The organism is Streptomyces sp. NPDC041122 (genome assembly GCF_055592445.1).
This window is the reverse complement of record NZ_JBVIYQ010000011.1, coordinates 148,400-167,543: the sequence shown is the minus strand read 5'-3', so window position 1 is coordinate 167,543 and position 19,144 is coordinate 148,400. Positions and strand designations below refer to the sequence as shown.

The 19,144-nt window shown below is 70.5% G+C and carries 16 protein-coding genes and 5 tRNA genes; 7 read left to right on the top strand and 14 right to left on the bottom strand.

Going from position 1 to position 19,144, the window contains the following annotated elements; translation table 11 throughout:
• From ACZ6B8_RS33805 to leuC, 4 genes are all read right to left on the bottom strand, one after another.
• A partial coding sequence (locus ACZ6B8_RS33805; RefSeq protein ID WP_471609650.1) for an HU family DNA-binding protein occupies positions 1-584 on the bottom strand: 584 nt, incomplete at its 3' end.
• Between the two features lie 161 nt (positions 585-745).
• Positions 746-982, bottom strand: coding sequence for an SCO5555 family protein (locus ACZ6B8_RS33800; RefSeq protein WP_471086432.1), 237 nt, complete (start codon positions 980-982; stop codon positions 746-748).
• Positions 983-1,230: 248 nt separating this feature from the next.
• The gene (gene leuD, locus ACZ6B8_RS33795; RefSeq protein ID WP_471086429.1) at positions 1,231-1,824 is read right to left on the bottom strand and encodes a 3-isopropylmalate dehydratase small subunit; all 594 of its coding nucleotides are present in this window, start codon (positions 1,822-1,824) and stop codon (positions 1,231-1,233) included.
• A 5-nt stretch (positions 1,825-1,829) separates the two neighbouring features.
• Positions 1,830-3,254 (bottom strand): 3-isopropylmalate dehydratase large subunit, encoded by a 1,425-nt coding sequence (leuC, locus tag ACZ6B8_RS33790; RefSeq protein ID WP_471086426.1) that lies wholly within the window; start codon positions 3,252-3,254, stop codon positions 1,830-1,832.
• A 180-nt stretch (positions 3,255-3,434) separates the two neighbouring features.
• Here leuC and ndgR point away from each other — a divergent pair, with 180 nt between their 5' ends.
• Entirely contained in the window at positions 3,435-4,154 is a 720-nt protein-coding gene (ndgR, locus tag ACZ6B8_RS33785) for an IclR family transcriptional regulator NdgR (protein WP_471086423.1), read from the top strand.
• Between the two features lie 108 nt (positions 4,155-4,262).
• On the opposite strand, the gene ACZ6B8_RS33780 is transcribed toward ndgR, so the two are convergent.
• Complete coding sequence (locus tag ACZ6B8_RS33780; RefSeq protein ID WP_471609649.1) at positions 4,263-4,748, bottom strand: DUF4188 domain-containing protein; 486 nt, start codon at positions 4,746-4,748, stop codon at positions 4,263-4,265.
• 106 nt (positions 4,749-4,854) lie between these two features.
• Here ACZ6B8_RS33780 and ACZ6B8_RS33775 point away from each other — a divergent pair, with 106 nt between their 5' ends.
• Positions 4,855-5,511 carry a MerR family transcriptional regulator gene (locus ACZ6B8_RS33775; protein WP_471609648.1) on the top strand — a complete coding sequence of 219 codons (657 nt, stop codon included), beginning with the start codon at positions 4,855-4,857 and terminating at the stop codon, positions 5,509-5,511.
• A 43-nt stretch (positions 5,512-5,554) separates the two neighbouring features.
• Here ACZ6B8_RS33775 and ACZ6B8_RS33770 read toward each other — a convergent pair.
• From ACZ6B8_RS33770 to ACZ6B8_RS33730, 9 genes are all read right to left on the bottom strand, one after another.
• A tRNA-Glu gene (locus ACZ6B8_RS33770) sits at positions 5,555-5,627 on the bottom strand.
• Between the two features lie 28 nt (positions 5,628-5,655).
• Positions 5,656-5,727: transfer RNA gene (locus ACZ6B8_RS33765), tRNA-Gln, on the bottom strand.
• A 31-nt stretch (positions 5,728-5,758) separates the two neighbouring features.
• Positions 5,759-5,831 (bottom strand) — tRNA-Glu (locus ACZ6B8_RS33760).
• A 62-nt stretch (positions 5,832-5,893) separates the two neighbouring features.
• Positions 5,894-5,966 (bottom strand) — tRNA-Glu (locus ACZ6B8_RS33755).
• A 56-nt stretch (positions 5,967-6,022) separates the two neighbouring features.
• Positions 6,023-6,094, bottom strand: a tRNA-Gln gene (locus ACZ6B8_RS33750).
• A gap of 87 nt (positions 6,095-6,181) precedes the next feature.
• Positions 6,182-6,910, bottom strand: a complete 729-nt coding sequence (locus tag ACZ6B8_RS33745; protein ID WP_471609647.1) for an HAD family hydrolase — start codon at positions 6,908-6,910, stop codon at positions 6,182-6,184.
• Positions 6,911-6,979: 69 nt separating this feature from the next.
• The gene (gene gltX / locus ACZ6B8_RS33740) at positions 6,980-8,458 is read right to left on the bottom strand and encodes a glutamate--tRNA ligase (protein ID WP_471086414.1); all 1,479 of its coding nucleotides are present in this window, start codon (positions 8,456-8,458) and stop codon (positions 6,980-6,982) included.
• Positions 8,451-9,239 (bottom strand): fumarylacetoacetate hydrolase family protein, encoded by a 789-nt coding sequence (locus ACZ6B8_RS33735; RefSeq protein WP_471609646.1) that lies wholly within the window; start codon positions 9,237-9,239, stop codon positions 8,451-8,453. The genes gltX and ACZ6B8_RS33735 overlap by 8 nt, the downstream gene beginning before the upstream one ends.
• A 180-nt stretch (positions 9,240-9,419) precedes the next feature.
• The gene (locus tag ACZ6B8_RS33730; RefSeq protein ID WP_471086408.1) at positions 9,420-9,620 is read right to left on the bottom strand and encodes a hypothetical protein; all 201 of its coding nucleotides are present in this window, start codon (positions 9,618-9,620) and stop codon (positions 9,420-9,422) included.
• A gap of 572 nt (positions 9,621-10,192) precedes the next feature.
• Here ACZ6B8_RS33730 and ACZ6B8_RS33725 point away from each other — a divergent pair.
• From ACZ6B8_RS33725 to ACZ6B8_RS33705, 5 genes are all read left to right on the top strand, one after another.
• Positions 10,193-14,059, top strand: a complete 3,867-nt coding sequence (locus tag ACZ6B8_RS33725) for a sensor histidine kinase (protein ID WP_471609645.1) — start codon at positions 10,193-10,195, stop codon at positions 14,057-14,059.
• A gap of 9 nt (positions 14,060-14,068) precedes the next feature.
• On the top strand, positions 14,069-14,482 hold the full coding sequence (locus ACZ6B8_RS33720; RefSeq protein WP_030787430.1) for a roadblock/LC7 domain-containing protein: 414 nt from the start codon (positions 14,069-14,071) through the stop codon (positions 14,480-14,482).
• Between the two features lie 141 nt (positions 14,483-14,623).
• The gene (locus tag ACZ6B8_RS33715; RefSeq protein WP_055564453.1) at positions 14,624-15,025 is read left to right on the top strand and encodes a DUF742 domain-containing protein; all 402 of its coding nucleotides are present in this window, start codon (positions 14,624-14,626) and stop codon (positions 15,023-15,025) included.
• The gene (locus ACZ6B8_RS33710; RefSeq protein WP_355811597.1) at positions 15,006-15,596 is read left to right on the top strand and encodes a GTP-binding protein; all 591 of its coding nucleotides are present in this window, start codon (positions 15,006-15,008) and stop codon (positions 15,594-15,596) included. The genes ACZ6B8_RS33715 and ACZ6B8_RS33710 overlap by 20 nt, the downstream gene beginning before the upstream one ends.
• A 339-nt stretch (positions 15,597-15,935) precedes the next feature.
• Positions 15,936-19,142 carry a sensor histidine kinase gene (locus tag ACZ6B8_RS33705; protein WP_471609644.1) on the top strand — a complete coding sequence of 1,069 codons (3,207 nt, stop codon included), beginning with the start codon at positions 15,936-15,938 and terminating at the stop codon, positions 19,140-19,142.
• Positions 19,143-19,144: the final 2 nt, after the last annotated feature.

Genomic DNA, 19,144 nt, shown 5'->3' with positions numbered 1-19,144 from the left:
TTCTTCGCCGTGGGGGTGGCCTTCTTGGCGGTGGTCTTCTTCGCCGTCGCCTTCTTGGCCGTCGCCGTGGTCTTCGCGGCCGACTTCTTGGCGGTGCTCTTCTTGGCGGCCGCCTTCTTCGCCGTGGGGGTGGCCTTCTTGGCGGTGGTCTTCTTCGCCGTCGCCTTCTTGGCCGTCGCCGTGGTCTTCGCGGCCGACTTCTTGGCGGTGGCCTTCTTGGCCGCGGCCTTCTTGACGGTCGCCGAAGCGCCGCCGGTCAGGCTGCCCTTGGGCGCCTTCTTGACCGCGACGTCGTTCTTCGGGAGCTTCTTCGAGCCGCTGACCAGGTCCTTGAAGCCCTGACCGGCGCGGAAGCGCGGAACCGAGGTCTTCTTGACCCGCACGCGCTCACCGGTCTGCGGGTTGCGGGCGTAACGGGCCGGGCGGTCGACCTTCTCGAACGAGCCGAAACCGGTGACCGAAACCCGGTCACCGCTGACGACGGCACGGACGATGGCGTCCAGGACCGCGTCCACGGCGTCGGCGGCCTGCTGACGGCCACCCACCTTGTCGGCAATCGCTTCTACGAGCTGCGCCTTGTTCACGTCTTCCCCTTCGGAGACATTGCCGGGAGCGAAATACTCCGGCTTTTTCGCACGTTAGGCAGATATATACCGCAAATCAAACACGAAACGGGCTAATCACCCTTGTGCCGCAACGGAGTGGCCCATCTCGGAGTTCCTCGAAGGCCCGTTGAGGCTGCGGATCAGGTGTCTTGGGGGAATCGGCCCTCGTCCGCTTCGTCGAGAGTCACCATCAATCGCTCCAGACGCCTTGCCGCATCGGCGAGATCGTGTTTGGCCGCGGCCGTAATGACCAGCAGCTTCCGGGTCAGCGCCATCCGTACGCCCTCCGGGACTTGCAGTGCGCGCACCCTTGCGTGCGCTTCCTTCAGTTGGTCCGCGACGAGCCCGTAGAGCTCGAGTTGGCTGTCACGTCCCATGCACCGATTGTGCCATCTGGGGCGAGTTGTCGCCTCCGCAGGGGGTAACTGCCGCCGTCCGCAGCCGTTCCGAGGGTACCCCGTCCCGCCGAGTACAAGGGGATTTCCGGCCTCTTCTTCCGTGTCCGACAAGGGAGTTGAGACCACCCGTTCAGGTCAGCGGGGCCGGCCGGGGGCCACACACAGATGTACCCCCAACCGTCCACGATTGGGGGTACGTCAGGGTGTTGCGGGGGTGTTCCGCGCTGTCAGACCCGCACGGTCCGCGGCTTGTACGCGGGGCGCTCCGCCTCGTACGCGGCGATGTCCGGCTCGTTCTGCAGGGTGATGCTGATGTCGTCCAGGCCGTTCAGGAGCCGCCAGCGGGCGTTCTCGTCGAGCTCGAAGTCGGCGGTGACGCCCTCCGCGCGGACTTGGCGATCCCGCAGGTCAACCGTGATCTCGGCCTGCGGATCGCGCTCCGTCAGCTCCCACAGGGCGTCCACGACCGGCTGGTCGAGCACCACGGTGAGCAGGCCGTTCTTCAGCGAGTTGCCGCGGAAGATGTCGGCGAAGCGGGAGGAGATGACCGCCTTGAAGCCGAAGTTCTGCAGCGCCCACACGGCGTGCTCGCGGGAGGAGCCGGTGCCGAAGTCGGGGCCCGCGACCAGGACCGTGGAGCCCTGGCGCTCGGGGCGGTTGAGGACGAACTCGGGGTCCTTGCGCCAGGCCTCGAAGAGCCCGTCCTCGAAGCCGTCCCTGGTGACCTTCTTCAGCCAGTGGGCGGGGATGATCTGGTCGGTGTCGACGTTGCTGCGGCGCAGCGGAACGGCCCGGCCGGTGTGCGTGGTGAATGCTTCCATGGGTCTCAGACTCCGGCGGTGACGGGGGCGTCGGACAGGTCGGCGGGCGAGGACAGGTGGCCGGTGACCGCGGTGGCGGCGGCGACCTGCGGGGAGACCAGGTGGGTGCGCCCGCCCTTGCCCTGCCTGCCCTCGAAGTTGCGGTTCGACGTGGAGGCCGAGCGCTCGCCGGGCGCGAGTTGGTCGGGGTTCATGCCCAGACACATCGAGCAGCCCGCGTGCCGCCATTCGGCCCCCGCGGCGGTGAAGACCTTGTCCAGGCCCTCCTCCACGGCCTGCAGGGCGACCCGGACCGAGCCGGGGACGACCAGCATCCGTACGCCGTCGGCGACTTTGCGGCCCTCGACGATGGAGGCCGCCGCCCGCAGGTCCTCGATGCGGCCGTTGGTGCAGGAACCTACGAAGACGGTGTCGACCTTGATGTCCCGCAGCGGCTGCCCGGCGGTCAACCCCATGTATTCCAGGGCCTTTTCGGCGGCGAAGCGCTCCGAAGCGTCTTCGTACGAAGCGGGATCGGGGACGTGGGCCGAAAGCGGCGCTCCCTGGCCCGGGTTGGTGCCCCAGGTGACGAACGGGGCCAGCGAGGCGGCGTCGATGTAGACCTCGGCGTCGAAGACCGCGTCGTCATCGGTCTTCAGGGTCTCCCAGTACGCCACCGCGGCGTCCCAGTCCTCGCCCTGCGGGGCGTGGGCGCGGCCCTTGATGTAGTCGAAGGTGGTCGCGTCCGGGGCGATCATCCCGGCGCGGGCGCCCGCCTCGATGGACATGTTGCAGATGGTCATGCGGGCCTCCATCGAGAGCTTCTCGATGGCCGAGCCGCGGTACTCCAGGACGTAGCCCTGGCCGCCGCCGGTGCCGATCTGCGCGATGATCGCGAGGATCAGGTCCTTGGCCGTGACGCCGTCCGGCAGTTCGCCGTCGACGGTGATGGCCATGGTCTTGGGGCGGGCCATCGGCAGCGTCTGGGTGGCCAGGACGTGCTCCACCTGGGAGGTGCCGATGCCGAACGCCAGCGCGCCGAAGGCGCCGTGGGTGGAGGTGTGCGAGTCGCCGCAGACCACCGTGGTGCCGGGCTGGGTCAGTCCCAGCTGCGGTCCCACCACGTGGACGACGCCCTGCTCGACGTCGCCCAGCGGGTGCAGGCGCACGCCGAAGTCGGCGCAGTTCTTGCGCAGCGTCTCCAGCTGGACGCGCGAGACCGGGTCGGCGATGGGCTTGTCGATGTCGAGGGTCGGGGTGTTGTGATCCTCGGTCGCGATGGTGAGGTCGACCCGCCGTACCGGGCGGCCGGCCTGGCGGAGGCCGTCGAAGGCCTGCGGGCTGGTCACCTCGTGCAGCAGGTGCAGATCGATGAAGAGGAGGTCGGGCTCGCCCTCGGCGCGCCGGACGACGTGGTCGTCCCAGACCTTCTCCGCCAGTGTCCTACCCATCGCTTTCCCTCCGACCGGCCGGTTCGCCGGCTCAACTAGAGAATGTGGTGGCCGACGCGCGTACCCCTCGTACCGCACGTGGACCGCCGATCCGTTGGTCCGCGGATCGCCCCTACAGAGTGGCGGGTATCGCAGAAATTTGAACTTGCGTTTCACAGAGTGAGACGCGAGTATCGACGCATGGACAACTCTAGCGGCGTCGGCGTTCTGGACAAGGCGGCCCTTGTCTTGAGCGCCCTGGAGTCCGGTCCGGCCACCCTCGCGGGCTTGGTCGCGGCCACCGGGCTCGCACGACCCACGGCCCACCGACTGGCCGTGGCACTGGAACACCACCGGATAGTGGCCCGGGACATGCAGGGCCGTTTCATCCTCGGCCCCCGTCTCGCGGAGCTCGCGGCGGCGGCGGGCGAGGACCGCCTGCTCGCCACGGCGGGCCCGGTCCTCACGCATCTGCGCGACGTCACGGGCGAGAGCGCGCAGCTCTACCGCCGCCAGGGCGACATGCGCATCTGCGTGGCCGCGGCGGAGCGTCTCTCGGGCCTCCGGGACACCGTCCCGGTCGGCTCGACGCTCACCATGAAGGCGGGTTCGTCGGCGCAGATCCTGATGGCCTGGGAGGAGCCGGAGCGGCTGCACCGCGGCCTCCAGGGCGCCCGGTTCACCGCGACCGCCCTCTCCGGCGTGCGGCGCCGGGGCTGGGCCCAGTCGATCGGCGAGCGCGAGCCGGGCGTCGCGTCCGTGTCCGCGCCCGTGCGGGGCCCCTCCAACCGCGTGGTCGCCGCCGTCTCGGTCTCCGGACCGATCGAGCGCCTGACCCGCCACCCCGGCCGCATGCACGCCCAGGCGGTCATCGACGCCGCCGGGCGCCTCTCCGAAGCCCTGCGCCGCACCGGCGGCTGATCCCCCGGCGCCAGAAACGCCGGCCCGTACACAGCTCAGCGCCGGAAGGAACCGCCTCAACGCCGCGGCGGTCCCTTCCGGCGCTTTTCTCGTACCCCGGGTCCCGCCTCAGGCCGCCTTCAGGCGGTCCGCCGCCCGGTCCCCGCGACGCCCGACCGGTACGACACCGGCGGCCTCGCCCAGACCGAACCGCGGCATGTTCACGTACACCGCCTCATGGGCGCCGGCCGGCACGACGAACGTCTCGTGCCAGAAGCCGACCTTGCCCCTGCCCTCCTTCAGGCGGCGATTGAAGGCCGCCCAGGCGGGCCGGTGCGTCCGGTCCGGGGCCACCGAGTAGGCCAGCAGCTTCTCCTGGGACTCCCAGTACTGGACCACATACAACAGGCGCGCCCCGCCGAACAGGAGCCGGTAGCCCAGCATTCCGCTCTCCCGGTCCCGCGACAGCTCCTTGAGCATGCGGGGCATCGCGAGGAAGACGGGCCACCAGCTGCGGACGGCGCGGAAGGAGTTGATGCGCATCCCGATGTGGAAGACGACCACGCCGCCCTCCGCCGCGTCGGTCATGCGCCCTTCGATCGGCTTGCCGCTCATGACGGTTCCCCCTTGATGAAGCCTCGGCCGAACTTTGGATAGTTCCGCTATCCATGTTTGGATAGTGCCACTCTCCAAAGAGGAGCGCAAGAGGAGGCACGTACCGATGAGACTGGCGGAACTGAGCCGGCGCAGCGGGGTCGCCACGGCCACGATCAAGTACTACCTGCGCGAGGGGCTGCTCCCGCCGGGCCACCGTGTGACGGCGACGCAGGCCGAGTACGACGACAACCATCTGCGGCGGCTCCGGCTGGTGCGGGCGCTGGTCCAGGTGGGCCGGGTGCCGATCGCGTCGGCGCGCGAGGTGCTCACCGCGCTGGAGGACGACTCGCTGGACCACAACTCCCGCCTGGGGACGGCGGTATGGGCCCTGCCGCACGGCCCGGAGTCCACCGAGCCGGACGCCTCCGAGGAGCAGGCGCGCCGGACGGTGGACGCCCTGCTGGAGCAGCTCGGCTGGAAGGGCGCACGGGAGTACGGGGCGCAGGCGCCGGCCTATCGGATGCTGGTGACCGCGGTGGGCACCCTGGCGCGGCTCGGATACCCGTGCGGCGTGGCGGACTTGGCGCCGTACGCGCGCGCGGGCCGTCAACTGGCCGTCGCCGACCTGGACTTGATCGAGCGGTACGAGTCGCCGGACGAGCAGTTGGAGGCGGCGGTCGCGCTCACCGTGCTGTACGAACCGGTCCTGCTGAGCCTGCGCCGCATGTCCCAGGCCGAGGAGTCCGGCCGGCGCTACGGGCGGCATGCGCCCGGGGAATAACGAGAGGGCCCTCCCTGACGGGAAGGCCCTCTGTCGTTTCTTGTACCCCCGACCGGATTCGAACCGGCGCTACCGCCTTGAGAGGGCGGCGTGCTAGGCCGCTACACAACGGGGGCAAGGATCTTGCGTATTCACTTGATCCAGCTGGGCTACCAGGACTCGAACCTAAACTAACGGAACCAGAAACCGTCGTGCTGCCAATTACACCATAGCCCAATGTGGTCTAGACCAGGTCCAGTACCAACCGTACCCCCGACCGGATTCGAACCGGCGCTACCGCCTTGAGAGGGCGGCGTGCTAGGCCGCTACACAACGGGGGCCCTAGCGATCCTGCATCAGGGACAGTGGGTGCGACCCGATCTGTCCCCGCGGGAAGGATCTGTACCCCCGACCGGATTCGAACCGGCGCTACTGCCTTGAGAGGGCAGCGTGCTAGGCCGCTACACAACGGGGGCTTTGCGGATGCTGTGTCCGTGAACGAACACCCGCGATTGCAGATGAGCTCTGCGAGCTGGCCTACCAGGACTCGAACCTAGACTAACGGAACCAGAAACCGTCGTGCTGCCAATTACACCATAGGCCATCAAAGCGCAACCCCCGGTGGGGGTTTTGTTTGACTTGCGTCTCCCGGCCGGACCTTTCGGCCCTCTCGGGCGGCGCAGGAAGAACATTACCCGAAGGTGGACGGCGCTCCAAAACGGGTATCCGCACGCAGCAGCGCGGGCAGCTCACAGAGGCGCGTGATGCGGTGCACGCCCGACGGGCCCTCCCCCGCCGCGCCGTTGCGGTCGAGCCAGATCCCGACCAGACCGGCGTCCCGGGCGCCCCGCGCGTCGATCTCCGGCTGGTCCCCGACGTAGGCGATCTCGGCGGGCTCCAGGCCCAGCGTCGTGCAGACCGCGTGGAAGGCCTCCGCGGCGGGTTTGGAGAAGCCCAGGTCGGCGGCGCACAGGACCGCCTCGAAGTGGCCGCGGATGCCGAGGATCGTCAGCTTGCGGTCCTGGACGACCAGCGCGGAGTTGGAGAGCACCGCCTGGCGGTAGTCACCGGCGAGCGCCCGCAGGGTCGCCTCGGTGTCGGGGAAGAGCGACCAGGCCGCTTCGTAGTGCCCGACATAGCGGGTGAACCAGGCGTCGGCGTCGGGGTCGGAGAGCGCCGGGGCGTCGAGGAAGTCCCGTACGCGGTCGCGGCGCTGCTGCTCGAAGGCGACCTCACCCGCGCCGAAGCGGGCCCAGTGGCGCTGGGTGAGCCGCCGCCAGAGCTCCAGTGCGCGCTCCGCGGACTCGTACCGCTCCAGGAGCCCTTCGGCGGCGAGGTGCGCCTGCATGCCCGCGGTGTCGGCGCGCGCGTAGTCGAAGATCGTGTCATCGATGTCCCAGACCACGGCTTTGATCGGCATGTCTTCGACGGTATGCGAAAGGACCCGGAAGCCCCAGGGGGCTTCCGGGTCCTTCGTGGGCGCCGGGGGTCAGGCGGTGAGCTTCGCCAGGGCCGCGTCGATGCGGGTCAGCGTCTTGTCCTTGCCCAGGATCTCCAGGGACTCGAAGAGGGGCAGGCCGACCGTGCGGCCGGTGACGGCGACGCGGACCGGGGCCTGGGCCTTGCCGAGCTTCAGACCGTGCTCCTCACCGGCGGCCAGGACGGCCTCCTTGAGGGACTCCGGGGAGCTCCAGTCGGCCGCCTCCAGCTTGGCGCGGGCCGTGCGCAGGAGGGCGTCGGAGCCCTCCTTCATGGCCTTCGCCCAGCTGGCCTCGTCGAAGACCGGCTCCGGCAGGAACAGGAAGTCGACGTTGTCGGTGATCTCGGAGAGGACCTTGAGGCGGGTCTGCGCGTGCGGCGCGATGGCCTGCCAGGCCGCCTCGTCGAAGTCCTCGGGCGCCCAGTTGGCGTGCGGGGCCCGCAGCCAGGGCTCGCAGGCCTCGGCGAACGTCTTCACGTCCAGCATGCGGATGTGGTCGGCGTTGATCGCCTCGGCCTTCTTCAGGTCGAAGCGGGCGGGGTTGGGGTTCACGTCCGCCACGTCGAACTTCGCCACCATGTCGGAGATGGAGAAGACGTCCTGGTCCGCGGAGAAGGACCAGCCGAGCAGGGACAGGTAGTTCAGCAGGCCCTCGGGCAGGAAGCCGCGCTCGCGGTAGAGGTTCAGGGACGCCTGCGGGTCGCGCTTGGAGAGCTTCTTGTTGCCCTCGCCCATCACGTACGGCAGGTGGCCGAACTCGGGGATCGTGGTCGCGATGCCCAGCTCGATCAGCGCCTTGTAGAGGGCGATCTGGCGGGGCGTGGAGGAGAGCAGGTCCTCGCCGCGCAGGACGTGGGTGATCTCCATCAGGGCGTCGTCGACCGGGTTGACCAGCGTGTACAGCGGGGCGCCGTTCGCGCGGACGATGCCGTAGTCCGTGACGTTCTCCGGCTGGACAGTGATCTCGCCGCGGACCAGGTCGGTGAAGGTGGTGGCCTCGTCGGGCATCCGGAAGCGGACGATGTGGCTGCGGCCCTCGGCCTCGTACGCCCGCACCTGCTCGTCGGTGAGGTCGCGGCAGTGGCCGTCGTAGCCGGACGGCTTGCCGGCGGCGCGGGCGGCCTCGCGGCGGGCGTCCAGCTCCTCGGTCGTGCAGTAGCAGGGGTAGGCGTGGCCGGCTTCGAGGAGCCTGGCCGCGACGTCCTTGTAGGTCTCCATGCGCTGCGACTGCCGGTACGGCGCGTGCGGGCCGCCGACCTCGGGGCCCTCGTCCCAGTCGAAGCCCAGCCAGCGCATCGAGTCGAGGAGCTGCTGGTACGACTCCTCCGAGTCGCGGGCCGCGTCGGTGTCCTCGATGCGGAAGACCAGGGTGCCCTCGTTGTGCCGGGCGTAGGCCCAGTTGAAGAGGGCGGTGCGGACCAGGCCCACATGGGGGTTGCCGGTCGGCGAGGGACAGAACCGTACGCGTACGGGGGTCGCGTTAGCCACGCTTGATCACCTTGTTGGTGAGAGTGCCGATGCCTTCGATGGTGACGGCGACCTCGTCGCCGTCGTGGAGGGGCCCGACGCCGGCCGGGGTGCCCGTGAGGATGACGTCGCCGGGGAGCAGCGTCATGGCCTCGGAGATGTGCGCGATCAGGTCCTCGACGGAGCGGACCATCTCGGCCGTGCGGCCCAGCTGGCGCTGTTCGCCGTTGACCGTGCACTGGATGGTGAGGTCGGAGGGGTCGAGCTCCGTCTCCACCCAGGGGCCGAGCGGGCAGGAGCTGTCGAAGCCCTTGGCCCTGGCCCACTGGTTCTCGCGGCGCTGGACGTCGCGCGCGGTGACGTCGTTGGCGCAGGTGTAGCCGAGGACGACCTCGCGGGCGCGCTCGCGCGGGACGTCCCGGCACATCCGGCCGATGACCACGGCCAGCTCCGCCTCGTGGTGCAGCTCCTGCGAGAACGAGGGGTAGGTGACGGTGTCGCCGGGGCCGATCACCGAGGTGGACGGCTTGAAGAAGGCGACCGGGATGTCGGGGACCTCGTTGCCGAGTTCCGCGGCGTGGTCCGCGTAGTTGCGGCCGATGCCCACGATCTTGTTCGGGAGCACCGGCGGCAGCAGGCGCACCTTGCTCAGCGGGACCTTCGTGCCGGACAGCTCGAAGTCGGCGTACGGGATGCCCTTGATGATGTCGAGGACGAGCTCGCCCTCTTTGCCGGGGGTGCTCTCCCCCTCGACTACGCCGTAGCCGACATTGCCGTCGATGGAGAACCTGGCGATGCGCACGCTCTAGCCTCTTGGGGTGGTTGCGGTATGACGCTCCAGGCTAACGCGGGGGCCTGCGGCCTGCTGACGACGTCGCTTCGGTGGGCCCGCGCCTTCACCGGTACCCCCGCCCTCGGCTCGGCCCGTCGCCGCTTCGCGGCTCGTCCGCAAACGCCGGACGGGCTGCGTCGTCCCCTTGCCTCAGACCGCGGACGCGGCGGCCTCTTCCGGGACCGTCATCAGGATCGTGCGCTTGGGGTTGGCCGTCTGGGTCGGGAGCTCGGCGGCGTGGTCCGGCTGGGCCGGGGCGGCCTGGAAGTCGTCCGCGTCCGTGAGATGCGCGAGCGTGGTGCGGCGCGGGTTGGCTATGTTGCGGAACATCGTGGACTTGACCGTCTTCATCTGCTGTTCGGACCTCGTCGGTTGGGGCGCCCGTGGCGGACGCGATTGTCGGATGCGCCATCCCTGTAAAGCGTCAGGCTAAACATCCAATTCCCGGCGAAAGTCCGGAAGACGCCATGATCTTCGTGTGAGTTTGCTCACGAGTGAGCCGACAAATGGGTCAATTCCGGCCCAGGGTCAGCCAGTTGGAAACGGACATTGCGCCACTGAAGGCACCATTCCGCTCCTGATCATGAAGACTGGGACACCCCCCACCGGTAGAAGCTTTGTGGGCATGAGTCCGTTTTCTACTAGATCACTTTCTACGTCTCGTGACCCCGCACTCACACCCAGTCACGTAGGTCGTGGCGCGACACACGGGCCTTGTTGGAGATCCGGCACTGTGCTGGAATTCCCGGGACCGCCGCGGGATCGAACCGGCGCGCAGGGGCGCAACGCAGCGCCGAGTGGCGGCGGGAAGGGGGAGCAGCGCCGGTCACTCACGACCACCCATGGGGCGCTCGCCGCCCCACGACGCCGACACCGTCCCGCCGTTATCCGGCAGGACGCCTGGTCCAGAGGTTGCGACGCTAGTGCAGGGACGTTTCAAGAGGGATGGCAAGGGGTCTCCCCAGGCCGACCACGGCCGAGGGAGTGCTCCGGCGGAGCCGGAGCGCGGCTCCTCGCCCCAGCACGCCCAGAGCCCCGCACCGGGTACGCCCGGCGACAGCGGTCCCGGCGCCACGCGCCAGGGAGCCACGGGCAGCGGCGCGGCGGCCGCCCCCGCCAAGGGCAAGGGTTCGGCCGGCGCCAAGAAGCCCACCGGCCCCGGCTCGCGAATAGCCCTGCGCAACTGGCGCATCTCCACGCGCCTGGTGTCGCTGCTCGCGCTCCCCGTGATCACGGCGACCTCCCTCGGCGCGCTCCGCATCAACTCGTCCATGGACGAGATCCAGCAGCTCGACAACATGAAGCTGCTGACCGAGATGACCAAGCAGGCCACCGAGCTGGCCGCGGCGCTCCAGGAGGAGCGCGACAAGTCGGCGGGCCCCCTCGCCCACGGCGCGGACGCCTCCGACTACACGGTCAAGGGCGCACGCGAGAAGACCGACCGCGTCTACCGCAACTTCCTGCAGGGCACCCAGGACCTCAACGACACCGACGGCGAGAAGGGCCTCCTCGGCGTCCGGCACAGTGCGGTCCAGATCACCCAGCAGCTCCAGGGCATCAACGACGTCCGCAAGAAGGCCTTCGGCGAGGGCACGACCTCGCAGACCGTCGAGGCCTACAGCAAGCTCGTCGAGCAGCTCCTCGACCTGTCGCAGGACATGGCGCAGGCGACGAGCAACCCGGACATGATCCAGCGCACGCGTTCGCTGGCCGCCTTCTCCTCGGCCAAGGAGTACGCGTCCGTACAGCGCGCGATCATCGCCGCGGCGCTGCCGGCGAATGACAGCCAGTACGGCAAGATCTCCGAGACCGACCGCACCTTCGGCCTCAGCGCCAACGAGGGCGAGCGCTCCGAGCTGCAGACGTTCAGCAAGATCTACGCGGGCAACGCCGGTGAGCTGACCGCTCCCATCGACGGCGGCAACCCGGCGATCAAGGCCGCCAACGAGTACGCCAAGCGCGTCCTCGAGCAGGAAGGCGGCATCAAGCTCCAGGACAAGCGGTCCTACAAGGACTGGATCGACGCCGACACCACCAAGATCGACGCGATGTCCAAGATCGAGCTGACGCTGCTCGGCGAGATGGAGCAGAAGGCCCGCGAGCTGCGCAACGAGTCGGAGCAGTCGGCCATCCTCAACGGTGCGCTGATCCTGCTCGTGCTCGGTGTCTCGCTCGTCGGCGCCTTCGTCGTCGCCCGGTCCATGATCCGCTCGCTGCGCCGGCTGCAGGACACCGCGACCAAGGTCGCCCAGGACCGTCTGCCGGAGCTCGTCAAGCAGCTCTCGGAGTCGGACCCGCAGGACGTCGACACCTCCGTGGAGTCGGTCGGTGTGCACTCCCGGGACGAGATCGGCCAGGTGGCCGCGGCCTTCGACGACGTGCACCGCGAGGCCGTCCGCCTCGCCGCCGAGCAGGCCCTTCTGCGGGGCAACGTCAACGCGATGTTCACCAACCTCTCGCGCCGCTCCCAGGGCCTCATCCAGCGCCAGCTCTCGCTCATCTCCGAGCTGGAGTCGCGCGAGGCCGACCCGGACCAGCTGTCCTCGCTCTTCAAGCTCGACCACCTCGCGACCCGCATGCGCCGTAACGGCGAGAACCTCCTCGTCCTCGCCGGTGAGGAGCCGGGCCGCCGCTGGACCCGGCCCGTCCCGCTGGTCGACGTGTTGCGTGCCGCCGCGTCCGAGGTGGAGCAGTACGAGCGCATCGAGCTCTCCTCGGTCCCCGCGACCGAGGTCGCCGGACGCGTCGTCAACGACCTCGTGCACCTCCTCGCCGAGCTGCTGGAGAACGCCACCTCGTTCTCCTCGCCGCAGACCAAGGTCAAGGTCACCGGTCACGCGCTGCCCGACGGGCGCGTGCTGATCGAGATCCACGACACCGGCATCGGCCTGTCGCCCGAGGACCTCGCGGCGATCAACGAGCGGCTCGCGTCGCCGCCCACCGTGGACGTCTCCGTCTCCCGCCGCATGGGTCTGTTCGTGGTCGGCCGCCTCTCGCAGCGCCACGGCATCCGCATCCAGCTCCGTCCGTCCGACTCCGGCGGCACGACCGCGCTGGTCATGCTGCCCGTCGACGTCGCCCAGGGCGGCAAGAAGCCGGGCAAGCCCGGTGCGCCCACCTCGACCGGTGGCCCCGCCGCGGCGCAGGCCGCCGCCGGTGCCGCCGCCGCGCGCCGCGGTGCCGGCGCGGGCAACGGCAACGCCGGGCTCACCGGCGGTCCCGGCCGCGGTGGTCCCGCGCTCGGCGGAGGCCCCGGCGCGTCCGGTGGCCCGGGGCTGCTCGGCGCCGGTGCGCCCCGCCAGCAGGTCGCGGGCTCGGGCCCGCGGGCCGCGCTGCCCTCCCGGGACACGGGTCAGGGACAGGGCCAGGCGCAGGGTCCCGGCCAGGGTCAGCGTCCGCCGCTCGCCCCGCAGGGGGGTCAGCCGCAGGCGCCGCAGCGCGGCCGTGGCGGCAACGCGCCGCAGCCTCCGGTCCCCCAGCAGCGTACGAACGCGATGAACCCGCCCGCGGACTCCGGTGACCAGGGCCGCAGGCCCCAGCTGCCGCCCCGCGGCACTCCGCGTGCCGAGCTGCCCGGCGGCAACCCGCAGCCGCGCGTGCCCAGCTGGAGCGACGAGAACGCGCAGCCGCAGGTCTCGCGCGAGCCCTTCGACACCCCGCGCGGGCACGAGGAGCCCGAGACCACCGGCCAGTACGAGCTGCCCACCGGCGACGACCGGCAGGGTCCCGGCTCCACCGCCGAGTTCCCGCGCCCGGACTTCGACGCGCCGCCGCCCGGCACGCAGTCGCCCCAGGACAACGGCTCCACCGGCCAGTTCGTCCGCTCGGACGTCTTCGGCGGCCAGAGCGCCCCGGCCGGTCCGCACCAGGACCAGCCGCAGCACCGTCCCGGGCCGAACACCCCGCAGGGCAGGCCGCAGAACCCGCAGCAGCACCAGGCGGGCGGCCCCGCGCAGCACGGCAACCGGGAGATGCCCGACTACACGGTGCCGCGTCCGCCGGCCCCGCGCCGCGGCCAGGGCGACCCCCAGCAGGGTCTCCCCCAGCAGCCGCAGTCGCCCGGGCAGCAGCAGCCGGGCCGGGGTCTGCCGCAGCGCGACCAGCAGGCGCCGCAGATGCCGGCGCGGTCCTCGCAGCCGCAGCAGCCCGCCGAGCCCGAGCCGCTGCCCCCCGCGGGCCCCGGCGACGGGCGTACGCCGCTGTTCGACACGCTGGAGACCAACTGGTTCCAGCAGCAGCAGAACCAGCAGGCCGCCCCGCAGGCCCCGCAGCAGCAGGCCCCGCAGGAGGAGCAGCGCAACCACCGCGCCGCCCCGCACGGGCAGCACGGCAGGCAGGCCCCCGAGGCCGCGCCGCGCCAGGCTCCCGAGCAGGCCCGCCACCAGGCTCCCGAGCCGCCGCAGCGCCCGCTCCCCTCGCGCCCCCAGCGCCAGGACCAGGGCGGCGCCCCCGCGCCGGCCGGTGCCAACGGCGCCACCAACGGCGGTGGCGCGCCCGGCAACTGGCGCTCCTCCCCCAACGACGAGCTGGGCCGTCAGGCCGAGCGGGTCCGCCAGCCCTCCGCGGGCGGCGTCACCACATCCGGACTGCCGCGCCGCGTCCCGCGGGCCAACCTGGTCGCGGGCACGGCACAGCAACAGCAGGACAGCACAGGTCCGCAGGTCTCGCGCGCCCCCGAAGAGGTGCGCGGCCGGCTGACGAATCTCCGTCGGGGTATCCAGCAGGGGCGCCAGGCCGGCTCCGGCCAGACCGGCAGTTTCCCTCGCCCCACTCACCAGCAGGAGCGTTAGTTGAGTCCGATGAGCCAGGCGGCACAGAATCTGAACTGGTTGATCACCAACTTCGTGGACAACACCCCCGGGGTGTCCCACACGGTCGTGGTCTCCGCCGACGGCCTCCTTCTGGCCATGTCCGAGGGGTTCCCGCGCGACCGGGCCGACCAGCTCGCCGCGGTCGCCTCCGGGCTGACCTCGCTGACCGCGGGCGCCTCCCGGATCTTCGAGGGCGGCACCGTCACCCAGACCGTGGTGGAGATGGAGCGGGGGTTCCTCTTCATCATGTCCGTCTCCGACGGCTCGTCCCTCGCGGTGCTCGCGCACCCCGAGTGCGACATCGGCCTGGTCGGGTACGAGATGGCCCTCCTCGTCGACCGCGCGGGCGCCGTCCTCACCCCGGACCTCCGCGCCGAGCTGCAGGGCAGCCTGCTCCACTAGCCCCGAGCACGCTCCGAAGCCTTACCCCTTCGGCCGCCCCACCGACCGAACGTACTGACCAACCGTCCGGCCGCCACACTGCCCCCACCGGCTCTGTCAGACGGCACACGCAGATGACCTGCTGTCCCGCCCGGAGGATCCATGACCCCGCCCACCGCCTCTCACAACCCGTACGGCGACGCCTCGTACGGAATGGAGGGCGACCAGCCGCTGGTGCGTCCGTACGCGATGACCGGCGGCCGGACCCGGCCCCGCTACCAGCTCGCCATCGAGGCGCTGGTGAGCACCACGGCCGACCCGGCCCAGCTGATGGGGCTGCTCCCCGAGCACCAGCGGATCTGCCACCTGTGCCGCGAGGTCAAGTCGGTGGCCGAGGTCTCGGCCCTGCTGTCGATGCCGCTCGGGGTGGCCCGGATCCTGGTGGCGGACCTGGCCGAGGCCGGGCTCGTCGCCATCCACCAGCCCGGCGGCGACGAGAACGCCGGCGGCCAGCCTGACGTGACACTGCTCGAAAGGGTGCTCAGTGGACTTCGCAAGCTCTAGCGACACGAGCTCGGACGCCGTCCGTTCCACCACCTCCGCGAAGATCGTGGTGGCGGGTGGCTTCGGCGTGGGCAAGACCACGTTCGTCGGGGCGGTCTCCGAGATCAACCCGCTGCGCACCGAGGCCGTCATGACGTCCGCGTCCGCGGGCATCGACGACCTGACCCACACCGGAGACAAGACCACCACAACGGTGGCCATGGACTTCGGCCGCATCACCCTGGACCAGGACCTGATCCTGTACCTCTTCGGTACGCCGGGTCAGGACCGTTTCTGGTTCATGTGGGACGACCTCGTGCGCGGCGCGATCGGCGCGGTCGTGCTCGTGGACACCCGCCGTCTCGCCGACTGCTTCCCGGCCGTCGACTACTTCGAGAACTCCGGGCTGCCCTTCGTCATCGCCCTCAACGGCTTCGACGGCCACCAGCCGTACACGCCCGAGGAAGTGCGCGAGGCGCTGCAGATCGGGGACGGCACTCCGATCATCACGACCGACGCGCGACACCGTGCGGACGCAAAGAGCGGCTTGATCACCCTGGTCGAGCACGCACTGATGGCACGCCTCAAGTAAGCAGGTCAGTACGGCAGTTGCCGTAGTCCGACCGGAGCGATCTGTGTCCTTTGACACGGCCGCTCGCCATGTTCATAACGTTTCGACAGAGAATTGCCCGGTGGCCGCCACGCGTCGCGGTCACCTGGTGCCGCTGTGCTCACAAGAGCCCCGCCTTTTGGCGGGGCTCGCTCTTTATGACCGATTTATCTGAGGCTTACACCACGTGGGACGCTCACTTCCCACTGTTTGGAAGAGCAGCCCCTGACGTGCTGGAATGCGCTGAACTGCCCAGTAGCACGGGCCTTGGAGACGACAGCGGCACGATGTGAGTGCCGCCGCCGAGAGGTTGTTGGTCGAGTGAGGCGAAGCAAGCCGAGCCCCGCGGCATCCCCCACGGGGGACACCCGGGGCAACTTCACCCCGCCGCCGCGCACAGCGGCGTCCCCCGCCGACATGGCCGCCGCGCCAGGAAACGAGCCCCCGGTCGCCTCCGGTGGACGGCTGTCCCCCCGCAACTGGCGTGTGCCGACCCGGCTGAACGCGATCCTGCTCATCCCCGTGCTCGTCGGCCTGGTCATGGGCGGCTTCCAGGTGAAGGGCTCCATCGACACCTGGAGCGAGGCCCAGGACGCCGAGAACACCGCCCGTCTGGTGCGGGCGTCGCTGAACTACGGCAACCGTCTCGTCGAGGAGCGCGACCTCTCCGCCGCCCCGCTGCTGAGCGGAAAGCGGAACGATCCGACCGTCATCAAGGCGCGCAAGGCCACCGACCGGGCCGCCGCCGAGTTCAGGTCCGCCGCCTCGAACATGCCCGACAAGGAAGGCCTCAACCGCCGCCTGGAGGGATTCCGCAAGGTCGAGCCGAAGCTCGGACCGCTGCGCCAGGCCGCGTACACCACCAAGCTTCCCGGCGTGCAGACCGAAGAGGGCTACGTCGCCATCCAGCACCCGCTGATGGAGTTCGCCAACGAACTCGGTCTGGGCACCGGAAACATCACCAGCTACGGCCGGACCGTCTACGCGATCTCGCTCTCCAAGGCCGCGCTCTCGCTGGAGCGGTCCATCGGCACCCATCTGCTGGTCAAGCCGGGCCCCGGCACCGGTTCGCTGACGCTGCAGCGCACCTCCCTCTCCTCGTACGCCTACCTCGAGCGCATCGCCATCGAGGAGTACACCGGCGGCGGCACCCCGCAGGACGTCGCCAAGCTGGAGGCCGCCAAGAAGGAGCTGACGGCCGCCGGCGAGAAGCAGGCCAAGGAGGCCGCCGCCGAGGCCAAGGCGCAGGGCAAGACCTTCGTCCCGCCGCCCTCGCAGGAGAAGATGGTCGCGGCCCTCGCCACCCTGCAGAGCACCCAGCCGAGCGCCCGCGTGGTGCTCGCCGGCAAGGGCGTCACGCGGCAGGCCTGGTGGGCCACCACCTCCGCCAAGTTCGACGCGTACCGCACCATCGAGTCGGACCTCGCCGACAAGGCGGTGGACGAGGCGTCCGACATCGCGGCCAACGCGCAGCGCAACGCCTACATCACCGGCGCCATCGTGGTCCTCGCGCTGCTCGCCGCGTTCATCCTGGCCGGGCTCATGGCCCGGCAGATGTCCAAGGCGATGCGCCAGCTGCGCACGGCCGCGTTCGGCATCGCCGAGCAGCGCCTGCCGATGCTGGTCGACCAGCTGTCGCGGACCGACCCGGGCCGGGTCGACACCCGGGTGCAGCCCATCCCGATCAACACCACGGACGAGATCGGCGAGGTCGCCCGCGCCTTCGACCAGGTGCACCGCGAGGCCGTCCGGCTCGCCGCCGAACAGGCGCTGCTCCGCGGCAACATCAACGCGATCTTCACCAACCTCTCGCGCCGCAACCAGTCGCTGATCGAGGGCCAGCTGACCCTCATCACCGACCTGGAGAACAACGAGGCCGACCCGGACCAGCTGGAGAGCCTCTTCCGCCTGGACCACCTGGCGACCCGTATGCGCCGCAACGGCGAGAACCTCCTGGTCCTCTCCGGCGAGGAGCCGGGCCGCCGCTGGGACCAGCCGGTCCCGCTGGTCGACGTGTTGCGCGCCGCCTCCTCCGAGGTGGAGCAGTACGAGCGCATCGAGCTGTCGGGCGTCCCGGAGGCCGAGATCCACGGCCTGGCCGTGACCGACCTCGTGCACCTGCTCGCCGAGCTCCTGGAGAACGCCACCACGTTCTCCTCGCCGCAGACCAAGGTCCGCGTCACCGCGACCCGGCTGCCCGACGGCCGCGTCATGGTCGAGATCCACGACAAGGGCATCGGCCTCACCGCCGAGGACTTCGCGGACATCAACCACAAGCTGGCCAACCCGCCGACCGTGGACGCCGCGATCTCCCAGCGCATGGGTCTGTTCGTGGTCGGCCGGCTCTCCGACCGGCACGGCATCCGCGTCCAGCTGCGCCCCTCGGGCGAGCAGGCGGGCACGACCTCGCTGGTCATGCTGCCGGACGCGATCACCCACGGTGGCGGTGGCGACCACGCCCCTCACGACAACGAGTTCACCGTCTCCTCGATCATCCCGGAGCAGCAGGCCCTGGAGGCCGAGCCGCTGCGCACCGCCGCGGAGCTCGGCTTCGACGACAGCCGCTACCACGGCGACGGCGCCGAGACGCAGGCGGAGCTCGACCCGGTCGGCCGCTCCCTGATGCGTGAGGAGCGCCGCGCGGCCCTGGAGGCACAGGCCCAGCAGCCCGGCGGCCACCGTCCGCTCTTCCGCGACGAGGTGGAGCCGGGGCAGCAGTCCCAGCAGGGCGGCGGTTACCAGCAGCCGGACGGCTACCAGCAGCAGGCCCCGGGCTACGACCAGCAGCAGGCTCCCGGCTACGACGAGCAGCAGCAGGGCGGGTACGACCAGGGGCAGGGGTACGCCGACGATCCGTACGCCACGGGCCAGTACGCCACCGGTCAGTACGCCGAGGACGGCTACCGCGAGGAGCAGTACCGGCCGGCCGAGCAGTACTACCCGGAGCAGGCGTCCCCGGACAGCTACCAGGACGGTTCCCAGGACCCCCAGATCTCCTATCCGGAGCGGTCCCGCCAGGACGACTGGCCCGGCAACGACGGCTATCAGCCCGAGTACGGCCAGGAAGCGGAATCTGCTGCACCGGGCCACGCGGCCGACGCCGAACGCGTAGGCTTCGACCGGCCGGGACCGACTCCCTCCGTGGTCCACGAGACGACCGACGCGGGCCTTCCCCGCCGGGGCTCCGCCGCCGCGAACGGGAACGGAAGCTCCCCCGCCGCGGGCGAGGGCCCGGGCGACTGGCGCTCGTCCAACGACGAGCGCTGGCAGCGCGCCGAGCGCCTCAAGGAGCCGAAGGCGGGCGGGGTCACCTCGTCCGGGCTCCCGCGGCGGGTGCCCAAGGCCAACCTGGTCGAGGGCACCGCGGAACAGACCCCACAGGGCGGCCCCCAGGTCTCCCGCGACCCCGAGGACGTACGGGGCAGGCTGAGCAACCTGCGCCGTGGTGTCCAGCGGGGACGCACCGCAGGCAGTGACACGAATGGCCAGGGCTTCAGCCCTGATAGCACCTACAACCAGGAGCGTTAGTG